The sequence below is a fragment of the Tenggerimyces flavus genome (assembly GCF_016907715.1).
GTDB lineage: Bacteria > Actinomycetota > Actinomycetes > Propionibacteriales > Actinopolymorphaceae > Tenggerimyces > Tenggerimyces flavus.
This window is the reverse complement of record NZ_JAFBCM010000001.1, coordinates 6225922-6239835: the sequence shown is the minus strand read 5'-3', so window position 1 is coordinate 6239835 and position 13914 is coordinate 6225922. Positions and strand designations below refer to the sequence as shown.

Annotated in this window: 12 protein-coding genes; 8 read left to right on the top strand and 4 right to left on the bottom strand. The window is 69.1% G+C overall.

Features of this window, described 5'->3' with window-relative positions; all coding sequences use genetic code 11:
• Window positions 1-89 precede the first annotated feature (89 nt).
• Window positions 90-671, bottom strand: a complete 582-nt coding sequence (locus tag JOD67_RS29325) for a hypothetical protein (protein ID WP_205120933.1) — start codon at window positions 669-671, stop codon at window positions 90-92.
• Window positions 664-1623: a phosphotransferase family protein gene (locus JOD67_RS29320; RefSeq protein WP_205120932.1), complete on the bottom strand. Its 960-nt coding sequence runs from the start codon at window positions 1621-1623 to the stop codon at window positions 664-666. The genes JOD67_RS29325 and JOD67_RS29320 overlap by 8 nt, the downstream gene beginning before the upstream one ends.
• Before the next feature lie 108 nt (window positions 1624-1731).
• Here JOD67_RS29320 and JOD67_RS29315 point away from each other — a divergent pair, with 108 nt between their 5' ends.
• Window positions 1732-2328, top strand: a complete 597-nt coding sequence (locus JOD67_RS29315) for a class I SAM-dependent methyltransferase (RefSeq protein ID WP_205120931.1) — start codon at window positions 1732-1734, stop codon at window positions 2326-2328.
• Between the two features lie 3 nt (window positions 2329-2331).
• Here JOD67_RS29315 and JOD67_RS29310 read toward each other — a convergent pair whose 3' ends face one another.
• Window positions 2332-3279, bottom strand: coding sequence for an aminoglycoside phosphotransferase family protein (locus tag JOD67_RS29310; protein WP_205120930.1), 948 nt, complete (start codon window positions 3277-3279; stop codon window positions 2332-2334).
• Between the two features lie 161 nt (window positions 3280-3440).
• Here JOD67_RS29310 and JOD67_RS29305 point away from each other — a divergent pair, with 161 nt between their 5' ends.
• From JOD67_RS29305 to JOD67_RS29280, 6 genes are all read left to right on the top strand, one after another.
• Window positions 3441-4016 (top strand): hypothetical protein, encoded by a 576-nt coding sequence (locus JOD67_RS29305; protein WP_205120929.1) that lies wholly within the window; start codon window positions 3441-3443, stop codon window positions 4014-4016.
• 95 nt (window positions 4017-4111) lie between these two features.
• Window positions 4112-5875 carry a DUF4091 domain-containing protein gene (locus tag JOD67_RS29300; RefSeq protein WP_205120928.1) on the top strand — a complete coding sequence of 588 codons (1764 nt, stop codon included), beginning with the start codon at window positions 4112-4114 and terminating at the stop codon, window positions 5873-5875.
• Window positions 5876-6019: 144 nt separating this feature from the next.
• Entirely contained in the window at window positions 6020-7879 is a 1860-nt protein-coding gene (gene lepA / locus JOD67_RS29295; protein ID WP_205120927.1) for a translation elongation factor 4, read from the top strand.
• Window positions 7880-7938: 59 nt separating this feature from the next.
• Window positions 7939-9513: a circularly permuted type 2 ATP-grasp protein gene (locus JOD67_RS29290; RefSeq protein WP_205120926.1), complete on the top strand. Its 1575-nt coding sequence runs from the start codon at window positions 7939-7941 to the stop codon at window positions 9511-9513.
• Window positions 9507-10457, top strand: a complete 951-nt coding sequence (locus JOD67_RS29285; protein ID WP_205120925.1) for an alpha-E domain-containing protein — start codon at window positions 9507-9509, stop codon at window positions 10455-10457. Before JOD67_RS29290 ends, JOD67_RS29285 begins: the two co-directional genes overlap by 7 nt.
• Window positions 10454-11296 carry a transglutaminase family protein gene (locus JOD67_RS29280; protein ID WP_205120924.1) on the top strand — a complete coding sequence of 281 codons (843 nt, stop codon included), beginning with the start codon at window positions 10454-10456 and terminating at the stop codon, window positions 11294-11296. The genes JOD67_RS29285 and JOD67_RS29280 overlap by 4 nt, the downstream gene beginning before the upstream one ends.
• On the opposite strand, the gene JOD67_RS29275 is transcribed toward JOD67_RS29280, so the two are convergent.
• Window positions 11236-11889, bottom strand: a complete 654-nt coding sequence (locus tag JOD67_RS29275) for a TetR/AcrR family transcriptional regulator (RefSeq protein WP_205120923.1) — start codon at window positions 11887-11889, stop codon at window positions 11236-11238. The two genes, JOD67_RS29280 and JOD67_RS29275, sit on opposite strands and share 61 nt — an antisense overlap.
• 166 nt (window positions 11890-12055) lie before the next feature.
• Here JOD67_RS29275 and JOD67_RS29270 point away from each other — a divergent pair, with 166 nt between their 5' ends.
• A complete protein-coding gene (locus JOD67_RS29270; RefSeq protein ID WP_205120922.1) occupies window positions 12056-13906 on the top strand; it encodes an AMP-dependent synthetase/ligase in 1851 nt (616 codons plus the stop codon).
• Window positions 13907-13914: the final 8 nt, after the last annotated feature.

Sequence of the window (13914 nt, the reverse complement as noted above, 5' to 3'; positions counted from 1 at the left end):
GATTCGTGCAGAAGCCACGCTGGAGGGAGAGCGCGGTGAACGTCCGAAACCGGCGTTGCGAAGCGGTCGGTAGCCGCTTTCCGCGAGCCCTAATGACAGGCTGACGCCGCTCGCCTAACCGTCGGGAAGGCCACCGGGTACAGCAGGACAACCGGAAGCGCGAGCACACCGAGCCAGCGCGGCAGCGACTCCCGCACCACCGCGTTGCTCTGGTCGGTGTCCGGTCTCCACCACCCCGAGGCATCACGAATCACCTGCAGGGGTTGACCGTTGGGAATGGCGCGCTCGAGCTCCCGCGCGTACGCGCTGGTCCTCACCACCGCCGGCGTCCCGTCCGGACACACCACGACGTACTCGAAGACAGCACCCTTGAATCCCTTGACGCCCGACTCGACGACCTGGCAGGTGACGCGCTCGCCGAACTCCGCGAGCGCCAGCGCGGGAACGACGCTCGCCACTGTCGTCGCGGCGAACATGCCAGCGAGGATCGACAGCCCGAGCAGCATGACCCCCTTGGTGAGCCGGAAGATGCCGAGGCCGACGGCGACCGACGAGGCGATGGCGACCAGCCCCAGCGCACCCGCGGACCAGGAGTCGAGCGGATCGAGCGCGGACGCGACGCCAAGCCCGTAGACCCCGATGAGCCCACCCGCGAGCAGGGCTTTACCCATGCCAGCCTTGGCGCCGGGCGAGCCAGCTCATCGTGGCTTCGGCGTACCAGCTCTGGTGGTTGCGCAGGTGCGGCGAGGCGGCATCGGGCCCGGAGCGAGCCGAGCGAACGAAGTAGCCGCACAACGCGGCGAGCACGGCGTCGACCGCGTCCGGGTCGACATCGGCACCCAACGGGTGCGCGGCGAACAGCGCGTCCGCGTCGTACCCGTCGCCCGCCGCCGACAACAGCAGCGTCAACAGGTCGACCCAGGGCGCGCCCCGGCTGGGCCAGTTCCAGTCGCAGACCCACACCTTGCCGTCGTCGCCGACGATCACGTTGTCGTCGCGCAGATCGCAGTGGATCACCGACGTACCGGCGATCGCGTCGAGGGCGGCGGCCTCGAGCACGGCGAGGTCGGCGATCCGTTCGCTGTCGCCCGGCTCGGCGCTGTCGGCGAGGTCGCGCCAGTAGCCGAAGTCGGCGGCCAGCCAGTCCCGCGCGTCCGGAACGACGAGCGCCGGCGGTCCCGGCGTGAGCGCCTCGGACATCGGCGTCAGAGCAGTGAGGACGGCGGTGAGCTCGCTCGGCTCCCAGGGACGCCGGGGCGGGCGGCCGGGTACGTCCTCGAAGCACAGCACGACCCAGCCGGATTCCTCGATCGTCCAGCGCAGTGCGGGTGCTGGCACTCCGGCCGGCAGGGTGGGTACGACGCGGGCCTCGGCGCGGTAGCAGTCCGCGATCACCGGGCCAGTCGCGTCCGAGGCCGCCTTGACGAACGCCCTCCGCCCCCGGCCGTAGACGAGGCGCGACGCGAACCCGTGCGTGAACCCCGACCCCTGGCTCGCGACAGCCACGACGACGTCGCCGAGTCGTTCCTCGATCCGGGCGCGGATCGGCTCGGGCAGGTCGGGCCAGTGCGGACGAAGTGCGGTCGCGCCGTACGGGATCGCCCGTGCGTCGGCTTCGGTCACCCTTGTCATCCTGTCCGACGACGCCGGCCCCGGTCCAGCCGCCCCTCGGATGCGGTAGGCCGGTCCGAGACACGGCCGCGGTGAGAGGAGCGCGCTTAGGCTGAGGCCATGCCTCGAAACGAGATCGGCGAGTACGACGCGATGTACGGCGGCGAGGACGGGAAGCCGCCGCCGTGGGAGATCGGCCAGGCGCAGCCCGCGCTCGCGGCGGTCGTGGAGGCGGGCGTCGAGGGGCAGCGGGTCCTCGACGCCGGCTGTGGGTCCGGTGAGCTGTCGATTCTCCTTGCCAGCAAGGGACATCAGGTCACCGCGTTCGACTTCTCCGCGGTCGCTATCGAGCAGGCCCGGGCGAAGGCGGCCGCACGGGGAGTCGCGGTCGACTTCCACGTGGCCGACGCGCTGGCTCTGCCCGAGGAGTTCGGCCCGTTCGACGTGGTCTTCGACTCCGGCCTGCTGCACAGCCTGCTGCGGCCCGAGCATCCGACCTACGTCGCGACGCTGCGCAGGGTGTGCGACCCGGGCGCGAGCCTCCACCTGCTGTCGATGTCCGACGAGGCGGAGTTCGACCACGGGCTAGCGAAGGAACAACTCGAGCAGCTGTTCGCCGACGGGTTCACCGACGTACGGATCGAGCCGACCACCGTCCACGCCGGCACGACCGGATCGTTCACGATGCCCGGCTGGCTCCTCAGCGCCACCCGCTGAGCCTCACCAGCCGGTGCGGCGTTTGGTCCACTCCAGCAGCGCGGTCGAGACGTTCCGCTGGTACTCCCGGATCGTCGGCAGCCCAGGCGGTGCTGGCGTGCGGGAGCGTTCGACCAGCGCGCCGGCGATCGCGGCGATCAGCGCGGTGACGTCGTCGGGATCGGCGCCGGCTGTCGCGCGATGCTTGGCCAACAGCGCGTCGGCGTCCACCGAGGACCCACTGATCACCAGGTCGAGCGCGCTGACCACGGTGTCCACCCAGCCGGCGGCCTGGCAGGCCCACGCCCAGTCGACGAACACCACGCGGCTGGTGGGCGTGATCAGTACGTTGTCGGCGCGGACGTCCCAGTGCGTGAGGACATTGCCCCGGGTGGCGACGGCGGCGCGGTCCTGCAGCTCGAGCAGTCCGTCGAGATGCTCCCGGATCCAGGGATCGATGTCGTCCGGGACCGCCGCGGCGATGGTCGACCAGCTGGACAGGAACGGTGCGTCCAGCTCGGCGAGCGGCGGCGCGTCGGGCCACGGCGTGGGCGTCAGCGCGGCCGACAGCTCGCCCAGCGCCCCGAAGACCTGCTCGACGTCGTCCGCCGTCCACGGGTGGTGCGGCTGCCGGCCGTCGATGTCCTCCAGCAGCAACGCGACCCAGTCGCCGTCGTCGTACCCCGCGTGCAGGCGCGGCGTCCATGGCGTCTCCGGCAGCGCGCTCATCGCGGCGAGCTCGGCGCGGTGGATGCCCGGCGAGTCCGGGTTGAGCTCCAGACCCACCGCCTTCACGAACGCCCGCGTGCCGTCCGCCGTCACCAGCCTGGCCGCCGCGCCGGGGGAGAAGCCGCCGGACTGGGACTCGGCGCTCACCACGGCCGAGCCGAGCTCGCGCTCGACCCAGGACCGCACTCGTTCGGGCATCGCCTCGTACGCCGCGCGTACGCCGATCGCCTTGGTCTCTGCCACGGGATGATCCTCGCAAGTCCGGGGAGCGGTTCTCAACCGCATTTCTTTCGTTCGATTTTCGCTGACTGAGGATAACGCACGGAAACAATTCTTCGGGAATGAACCGAGTCGATTCTCGCTTCGTGTCTTCAGATGTGCAGCCACGCTTTGGAGGTCGAATGATGGCAACCCTCACTGTCGCCGGTCGGCTGGCTCGCCAGACGTTCGGTCAACGTCTGCTCCGAGGCTTCTACTCGAAGATTCATCAACGCTCCAACGTCTTTCTCAACGCACGGGAGCTCGTCGGGCTGTTGCCGACCGAGCGAATCCTCGCCAGAGGCTGGGCCGACGCCAAGCCGGTGATGGTGACTGACCGTGCTTTCTATTGGGGTCTGCGTACGGCGAGTACGCGAATTGGCTGGGAGCAGATCGCGCGTTCCCATTGGGACCAGGAATCTTCAACGCTCACCATCCTCGGACTTCTTCCCGGTGCGCCGACAAAGCTCACGTTCTCGCTCGGCAGTCCCGAGCTCGCGACGCTCGTCGCCGACCGGGTCGCCGCGTCGCACGTGCTCCACACCCGCGTCGACCTCGACGGCCACGGCCAGGCGCTGGTGGTCGCGCGCCGCAAGCCCGGGACCGACGACCTGGTGTGGCTGGTCTCCCTCGCCGACGGCACGTCGCCGCACGCCCCCGGTGTCTCCGCCGCCGTCGACCGCGCCTTGGCCGAACTGTGCCGGGAGATCAGGACCAGCTGACATTCGTGGTTGGATGCCCTCGGGGACCGTGCCGGTTTGCGAGGGACGCGATGACACGAGGTTCGGTACTTCGGTTCGGTGTGCTGGTGTGCGCCATGGCACTGACAGGTTCGGCGGGAGTGGCCGCCGCGGCGCCCGGCCACAGCGGCCACGGTCGTACGGTCGCCTCGATCTGGGCCGTGAACGACGGCGAGAAGGTCGACCGCGACGATCTCGCCAACTCCAACGAGCGCCGCAACTCCGCCTGGAACGGGCGCGACATCGCGATCTTCGGCGCGCGGAACGAGATCGTCTCGTTCCAGGTCGTGGTGGAGTCTGGCTCGGCCGGCATCGAGAAGCTCACTGCCGCGCTGCCCGAGCTGAGGCGCGGCCGGCACGTGATCACCAGCCGGCCACCCGCCGAGGACCCGACGCAGTACGCCGGCCGCGACATCCAGGCGTTCAGCGAGGGCTACCTGGACGTCACCAAGCGCACCAACGCCGACTGGATCGTCCCGCCCGGCTCGCCTTCCGAGCCCGCCGACCCGCTCGGCCCGACGCCGGTCCAGCTCATCCCGTCGACTGCGAAGGCGGGCCTCGGCGGCTTCCCGCTGACCGTCGCGCCGCGGTCGAACCAGGCGTTCTGGTTCGACGTCTACGTGCCGAAGGACGCGCGCGCCGGCACGTACCGCGGCACCGTCACCGTCCGCGCCGACCGCGTCGTCAAGCGGCTGCCGATCAGCCTGCGCGTGTACGACGTGACGCTGCCGGACGAGAACAGCCTGACCGCGATGATCTACTACGAGCCGTCGCAGGTCGAGCGGTACCAGGGCCGCAACCTCGACCCGGCGTTCCACCGGTTCGCGCACCGGAACCGGGTGGAGTTCGTGCATGCGTACGACATCCCGACCGCTTCCGCCGCGCTGGGCCGCTTCCGCGGCGCGGACTTCACGCCGGCGAACGGGTACGACGGCCCGGGCGTCGGGGTCGGCAACACGCTGGTGCCGCGGACGTTCTACGGTCCCGGCGCGGACTTCGACACGCCGGAGGAGGCCGCGGCGAACGCCCGCCCGTGGACCGACTGGCTGGGCGCGAACCTGCCGGATGCCGAGACGTTCGTCTACATGCCGGACGAGCCGAGCCCGGACCAGTTCCCGTACATCCGCTCGATCGGCGAGGCCGTGCACTCCAGCGGCGCGCCGCTGCCGGTGTTCGTGTCGCACACGTACGACGCCGAGTTGGACGGCCCGAACAAGGCGATCGACCTCTGGGGCACGGTCGGCGACCTGTACTCGAGCCCGGTGGCGGCTGCGCTGCGGGCCGAGGGGCGCGACATGCACCCGTACAACGGGCAGCGCCCGCAGCTCGGCTCGGCGCTGATCGACAGCCCGGCGACGGACCCGCGAGCCACGATCTGGGCGGCGTTCAAGCACGGGATCACGCGCTACTTCTACTGGCACGCGAACCACTGGCGGCACAACGGGCAGGCGAACCCGGCCTGGGAGCGGGACCAGAACGTGTGGGCGGAGCCGATCACGTTCTTCAACCGGCGCGGCTTCTTCGCGAACGGCGACGGCGTGCTCGTCTACCCGGGCGAGGAGGTGCTGCACCCGGCGCAGGACCGGGGCGTACCTGGGCCTATCGGGACGATTCAGCTCGCGAACTACCGGCGCGGGTTGCAGGACCACCAGTACCTGACGATGGCCCGCGCCGCGGGGCTGTCGCGGGAGGTCGAGAAGGCGTTGGCCACGATCGTGCCGCGGGTGCTGGACGACACCGCTCTGGACCAGCCGGTGTCGTACCCGGAGCATGGCGACCCGTACGAACGGGTCCGCCGCGACCTGCTCCGCTCCCTGGAGCAGGCCCACTCCACCCGGTGATCATGTACGTGATCATGACGGCTCAGTGGTCGTATACGCCGGTTTGCCTTCATGATCACGTACATGATCACGGCGCAGGGCGGTGGGTGGGGTGCCGGCATGGGATGATGGTGGGCGTTCCCCTAGTTCACGAATGGACCATCCGTGCCCGTAACCCCCGCGGCGGCGCCGCAGCCCGGCCAGACGCCTCCGGCGCTGATCCGGAACTTCTGCATCATCGCGCACATCGACCACGGCAAGTCGACGTTGGCCGACCGGATGCTGCAGCTCACCGGCGTCGTCGACGAGCGCAGCATGCGCGCGCAGTACCTCGACCGGATGGACATCGAGCGGGAACGCGGCATCACGATCAAGAGCCAGGCCGTACGGCTGCCGTGGACGCCCGAGGGCGACACTCGGCCGCACATCCTGAACCTGATCGACACGCCGGGCCACGTCGACTTCACCTACGAGGTGTCGCGCTCGCTCGCCGCCTGTGAGGGCGCCGTCCTGCTCGTCGACGCCGCTCAGGGGATCGAGGCACAGACGCTCGCCAACCTCTACCTCGCGCTCGACGCCGACCTGCACGTGATCCCGGTCCTGAACAAGATCGACCTGCCGTCGGCGCAGCCGGACAAGTACGCGGCGGAGATCGCGCACATCATCGGCTGCGACGTGTCCGACGTTCTCCGCGTGTCCGCGAAGACCGGCGAGGGCGTCGAGCACCTGCTGAACGAGATCGTCCGCCAGGTCCCGGCGCCGGTCGGCGACGCGGACGCGCCGCCGCGGGCGATGATCTTCGACTCGGTCTACGACACGTACCGCGGCGTGATCAGCTACGTCCGCGTCATCGACGGCTCGCTGTCCAACCGCGAGCGGGTGCTGATGATGTCGACGAAGTCTTCGCACGAGATGCTCGAGGTCGGCGTCATCGCGCCCGACCCGACCAAGGCCCAGACCCTCGGCGTCGGCGAGGTCGGCTACCTCATCACCGGGGTGAAGGAGGTACGGCAGGCTCGCGTCGGCGACACCGTGACCGCGGTCAACAACCGCGCGGCCGAGCCGTTGGCGGGCTACCGGCACCCGAAGCCGATGGTCTACGCCGGCCTGTACCCGGTCGACGGCGACGACTTCACCGAGCTCCGCGAGGCGTTGGACAAGCTGCAGCTGAACGACGCGGCGTTGCTGTACGAGCCCGAAACTTCCGGCGCTCTCGGCTTCGGCTTCCGCTGCGGCTTCCTCGGCCTGCTGCACATGGAGATCGTGCGGGAGCGGCTCGAGCGCGAGTTCGACCTCGACCTGATCTCGACCGCGCCGAACGTCGTCTATCGCGTCGTGATGGAAGACCGTACGGAGCACGTCGTCACCAACCCGAGCGAGTACCCCGAGGGCAAGATCGCCGAGGTGTACGAGCCGATCGTTCGCGCCACGGTGCTGACGCCGGCCGACTTCATCGGTCCGGTGATGGAGCTGTGCCAGGGCCGGCGCGGGAAGCTGCTCGGCATGGAGTACCTCTCGACCGACCGGGTCGAGCTGCGCTACACGTTGCCGCTCGCGGAGATCGTGTTCGACTTCTTCGACGCGCTGAAGACTCGTACGCGGGGCTATGCGTCGCTCGACTACGAGCCCACCAGCGAGGAGACGTCGGAGCTGGTGAAGGTCGACATCCTGCTGCACGGCGACCCGGTCGACGCGTTCTCGGCGATCGTGCACAAGGACAAGGCGTACTCGTACGGGGTGACGATGGCGCAGAAGCTCAAGGAACTGATCCCGCGGCAGCAGTTCGAGGTGCCGATCCAGGCCTCGATCGGTTCGCGGATCATCGCACGGGAGACGATTCGCGCGATGCGCAAGGACGTTCTCGCCAAGTGTTATGGCGGTGACATTACCCGGAAGCGCAAGCTCCTCGAACGTCAGAAGGAGGGGAAGAAACGCATGAAGATGGTCGGTCGCGTCGAAGTTCCCCAGGAGGCATTCGTCGCTGCTCTCCAGACTGGTGACGCCACGGTCAAGGAGAAGAAGTAGCGCTTCCGGGCTCGATCGGAGGTAATGACTCCGAAACGTCCCGGAAGTACAGTCCGGGGATGGCGGATCTCTTCGAGGGCTACGAGCTGGGTGCGGCTTGGGATGAGACTTTCGCCGAACCGGGGCTGAGCCGAACGTCCTATGACGCGATCCTTTCGGCACTGCGACCGCTTGCCGCGGACGAGCTGCGGCCTCGGGTGGAGGCGCTGGCGCGGGCGTTCATGGACTCCGGCGTCACGTTCGCGTACGACGGCGAGGAGCGGCCGTTTCCGGTCGACATCGTGCCGCGCGTCCTCACCCAGCTCGAGTGGGACCGCATCGACCGCGGCGTCCAGCAGCGGGTGAAGGCGCTGGAGGCCTTCCTCGCCGACGTGTACGGGCCGGGGAACGTGCTGAACGACGGCATCGTGCCGCGCCGCGTCATCGCCACGAGCAAGCACTTCCACCGCGAGGCGCACGGCATCGAGCCGCCGAACGGGGTCCGCGTGCACGTCTCCGGCATCGACCTCGTCCGCGACGAGGAAGGCACGTTCCGCGTCCTGGAGGACAACGTCCGTACGCCTTCTGGGGTTTCGTACGTCATCGAGAACAGGCGGGCTTTGACGCGCGTCTTTCCCGAGGCCTTCGCGGCGGGGCGGGTGCGTCCTGTGTCCGACTACCCGCAGAAGCTGCTCGCCGCGCTCCGGGCCGCCGCGCCGCCGGGCGTCGACGATCCCTCGGTCGTGGTGCTGACGCCTGGTGTCTACAACTCCGCGTACTTCGAGCACGCGCTGCTCGCCCGGCTGATGGGGGTCGAGCTCGTCGAGGGGCGCGACCTGGTGTGCTCGGGGAACCGCGTGCGCATGCGTACGACGGCAGGTGAGCGACCGGTCGACGTGATCTACCGGCGCACCGACGACGAGTTCCTCGACCCGGTGCACTTCCGGCCGGACTCGATGATCGGCTGTCCCGGGTTGCTGAACGCGGCGCGGGTCGGGAACGTGACGCTCGCCAACGCGATCGGGAACGGGGTCGCTGACGACAAGCTGATCTATACGTATGTGCCGGATCTCGTGCGCTACTACCTCGACGAGGAACCGGTGCTGCCGAACGTCGACACCTACCGGCTGGACGACCGCGACGTGCTCGAGTGGGTAGTCGAACGGGTCGACGAGTTGGTGCTGAAGCCGGTGGACGGGTCGGGTGGGAAGGGACTCGTGATCGGGCCGCACGCCGACGACGAGACGCTGACTCGGCTGCAGGCGCGGGTCCGAGCCGAGCCGCGGGCATGGATCGCGCAGCGGGTGGTGCAGATCTCGACCGTCCCCACGTTCGTCGGCGACCGCTTCCGCCCGCGGCACGCGGACCTGCGGCCGTTCGCGGTGAACGACGGGGAACGGGTCTGGGTGCTGCCGGGCGGCCTGACGCGAGTGGCGCTCGGCGAAGGCGCTTTGGTGGTGAACTCCAGCCGTGGCGGGGGATCGAAGGACACCTGGGTGGTGGGGGACGACGAGCAGACCCAGTCGCAGCGGCAGGACGTCGCCCACCTCGACGCCGAGCACTCCCTGACCCCGCCAGGTGTCGCGCCCGACCGGGGACCGGGCTGGAGTGACCAGCAGCAACAGCAGCAGCAGATGGGTGGCGAGCCATGCTGAGCCGGATCGCGGAGTCCATGTTCTGGATCGGCCGGTACGTCGAGCGCGCCGACTCCACAGCGCGCACGCTCGACGTGCAGCTCCAACTCCTGCTCGAGGACCCGTGGGCCGACGAGGACACCGCCTGTCGTTCGCTGCTCTCGGTCATGGGCCAACACGACGTACCGCAACGAACGATTGACGCACGTATCGTCCTTGCCCGCTTGGGATTCGAGTCCGCCGACCCCGGATCCATCAGCGGCGCCATCTCGGCAGCCCGCGAGAACGCCCGCGGGGCAAGGGAAACTCTCTCGTCGGAGTTCTGGCAGAGCCTCAACAGCACCTGGCTTGCCCTCCCCGAAGCCCGCAGACGAGCCGAACGCATCGGCCCGCACGTCTTCTTCACCTGGGTACGCGAACGCACCGCCACCCTCGCCGGAGTCGTCGACGCCACGATGTCCCGCGACTCCGCCTGGCTCTTTCTCGTCCTCGGCAGATCCCTCGAACGCGTCGACATGACCGCGCGCCTGCTCATGACCAGAGTCCTCGCCGGCGCACCCGGTCAGAGCCGGCCCTCCTGGTCGACCATGCTGAGATCCTGCGGCGCGTACGAGGCGATCCTCCGCACCTACCGAGGCGTGCTTGATGAGGCAGCTGTCGTCGAGTTTCTCCTGCTGGACAGGCTGTTTCCCCGTTCCGTCTTCGCCGCCCTCTCCACCGCCGAGTCCTGCCTGACCGAGCTCGACCCCGGCCCCGAGCGCGCCGGTGTCGCCGACGAGGCACGCCGACGACTTGGCAGGGCAAGGACGATGCTCGAGTACCGCCGCACCGACGAGATCATCGCCGACCTCCCCGCGGTCCTCGCCGAGCTCGAACGCACCTGCTCCGACGTCAGCGACGCCGTCACGAGGCGCTTCTTCCAAGCCGCGCGAGCGGTGTCCTGGGCGCAGGAGGGCATCGCATGACCTGGCGGCTGCGGATCAAGCACCGAACGGGATTCCGCTACGAGAACGACGTCGTCGCCTCGTACAACGAGGCCCGCATGACCCCGGTGACCAACGTCTTCCAAACAGCCCTCGAAGCCCGTGTCGAAGTCAGACCGGTGACCGCGACCGCGCGGTACTGGGACTACTGGGGCACCCAGGTCTACGCGTTCGACGTCCACGTCCCGCACACCGAGCTGCAGGTCGTCGCGACCAGCGTCGTCGAGACCCTCGAGACGCCGCCCCCGCACGAGGGCGCGCCGTGGGAGGCACTCGCCGACGAGGGGATCCGCGACAAGTACGTCGAGTGGCTCGCCCCGACCACGAGGACCACCCTCGACGACGAGCTCAGCCAAATCGCCAACGGCTTCGCGAAAGCCCAAGCCCCTGGTGAGACCGCCATGCAGATCTGCGAGTTCGTCCACTCCCAGGTGGAGTACGTGCCCGGAGCGACCGAGGTGCACGCGAGCGTCGCGGACGTCTGGCACGAACGCAAGGGCGTCTGCCAGGACATCGCGCACGTCGCCGTCTCCCTCCTCCGCGGCTGCGGCATCCCGGCGCGCTACGTCTCCGGCTACCTGCACCCCGTCCCGGACGCCGTGGTGGGCGAGCCGACCGCGGGGGAGAGCCACGCCTGGGTGGAGTGGTGGGACGGCGGCTGGACGTCGTACGACCCCACGAACGACATCCCCGTCGGCGAGCGCCACGTGCTCGTCGGCCGCGGTCGCGACTACGGCGACGTGCCGCCGCTGAAGGGCCTCTACTCCGGAGCGGGCTCCAGCACGCTCGGCGTCACCGTCGAGGTCACCCGGCTCGCCTGACCCAGCGGGCCGTACAACGCGTGCCGCACCGCCGGAGCGACCGCCGCCACGACGGTGTCGGTGGAAGCGCTCGCGAGTGGCTCCAGTTGGATGAGGTAGCGCATCATCGCGAGCCCGAACAGGTGGCTGGCGAGCAGCGTCGTCCGCAGCGGGATCTCGGCAGCGGGGATGCCCGTGTCGAGATCCCGCAGCACTCTCCGCTGGACCTGCAGGTCGAAGAACTCGCGCACGAGCTTGTTCGTCGTCTGGTTCCTGACCGCCGTACGCAGGAACGCGAGGAACGAGGGCCCGGTGACCGGGTCGTCCCACACGCCCAGGAACGTCCGGACCAACCGTTCCGGGATCTCGGATCGCGGTCCGACGAAGATCCGCGGGAACAGGGACGCGGGGTTGACCGGAGCCCCGACCGCACTCCGGAAGAGCTCCTCCTTCGACCCGAAGTAGTGGTGCACCAGCGCCGGGTCGACGCCCACAGCGGCGGCCAGCTTCCGGACCGTCGTCGCGTCGTACCCGTCCGAGGCGAACGACGCACGCGCGGCGACCAGGATCGTCTCCCGCGTGTCCTGCTTGCCCGGACGCCGCCCACTTCTCACAAAACTCAACGATAGATGAATTAGAGCTGGGCGGCAAAACCACCGAATCGACCTCGCGCAGTTGGCCATGGCGTTTCCGCTGGATCACTATGGTGTGAAGGGTGGGGACGACTAGGTTTCTCCTCACACCTCGGGCACGCTGGGCGACCGCATTGGGAGGCGCATGATGACCATTGCCGTGGGGGACTACGTAGGCCCTGACGCGTCCAAGGTCGAGAGCCGCCCTCCGACGGTCGCGCACGCGTTCCTGGACCGGATCGCGGCCACGCCGGAGCGGGAGGCGTTCCGCTACCCGACCGGCGACGACTCGACCGGCGGCTGGCTGTCGGTGACCTGGCGCGAGGTCGGCGAACGCGTCCGCAAGCTCTCCGCCGGCCTGATCGCGCTGGGCGTCGAGCCGGAGCAGCGGGTCGCGGTGTACGGCTCGACCACCTACGAGTGGATCCTCGCCGATCTCGCCACGATGTGCGCCGGCGCGGCGACCACGACGGTCTACCCGGCCTCGGTCGCGAGCGAGGTCGCGTTCATCGTCTCCGACGCCGAGTGCCAGGTCGTCTTCGCCGAGGACGACGACCAGCTGAAGAAGCTCGCCGAGAAGCGCTCGGAGATGCCGACGGTCAAGGCGATCGTGACGTTCAACGGCACCCCGGACGAGGCCAACAACGTGCTGTCGCTGGCCGACCTGGAGGCGAAGGGCGCCGCGTACCTCGAGGACCACCCGGACGCGATCGACAAGGCGGTCGCCGCGATCGGTCCGGAGAGCCTGGCCACGTTGATCTACACGTCCGGGACGACGGGCCGTCCGAAGGGTGTACGACTGGCCCACGACTGCTGGACGTACGAGGGCGCGGCGATCGAGGCGCTCGGCATCCTGAACATCGACGACCTGCAGTTCCTGTGGCTGCCGCTCGCGCACTCGTTCGGCAAGGTGCTCCAGGTCGCGCAGCTCGTGATCGGTTTCTCCACCGCGGTCGACGGTCGGGTCGACAAGATCGTCGAGAACCTCGGCATCGTGAAGCCCACGTTCATGGGCGCCGCCCCGCGTATCTTCGAGAAGGCGCACGGCCGGATCGTCACGATGATGGAGGAAGAGGGCGGCGTCAAGGAGAAGCTCTTCCACTGGGCGTTCGGCGTCGGCCGCAAGGTCTCGCAGCTGCGGCAGGCCGGTCGCGAGCCGTCCGGTGCGCTGGCGATCCAGTACAAGCTCGCCGACAGGCTCGTGCTGTCGAAGATCCGCGCGCGCTTCGGCGGCCGGCAGCGGTTCTTCGTCTCCGGCGCGGCCGCGCTCAACCGCGACATCGCCGAGTGGTTCCACGCCGCGGGCATCCTGATCGTCGAGGGGTACGGGCTCACCGAGACGAGCGCGGCCTCGTTCGTCAACCTGCCTGGGCGATTCCGCTTCGGAACGGTCGGCCCGGTCGTCCCCGGCACCGAGGTGAAGATCGCCGAGGACGGCGAGGTGCTGGTCCGCGGCCCGGGCGTGATGCGCGGCTACCACAACCTGCCCGAGCTCACCGCTGAGGTGCTGGACAGCGAGGGCTGGTTCCACACCGGCGACATCGGCGAGCTCGAGGACGGGCTGCTGCGGATCACCGACCGGAAGAAGGACCTGTTCAAGACCTCCGGCGGCAAGTACGTCGCGCCAGCGCTGATCGAGTCGTCGTTCAAGGCGCTGTGCCCGTACGCGAGCAACGTGCTGGTCTACGGCAGCGAGCGGAACTTCGTGTCCGCGTTGGTCACTCTCGACCCCGACGCGATCGTGGCGTGGGCGGAGCAGAACGAGGTGTCGGGCTCCTATGACGAGATCGTCACCTCGACCGCCGCGCAGGAGATGGTGCAGGGATACGTCGACCAGCTGAACGCGAAACTGAACCGCTGGGAGACGGTCAAGAAGTTCGCGATCCTCGACCACGACCTCACGGTGGAGAACGGCGGCATCACGCCGAGCCTGAAGCTGAAGCGGAAGGCCGTGGAGAAGAAGTACTCCGACGTGCTGGACGGCTTCTACCCCAAGTAAGAATGGGG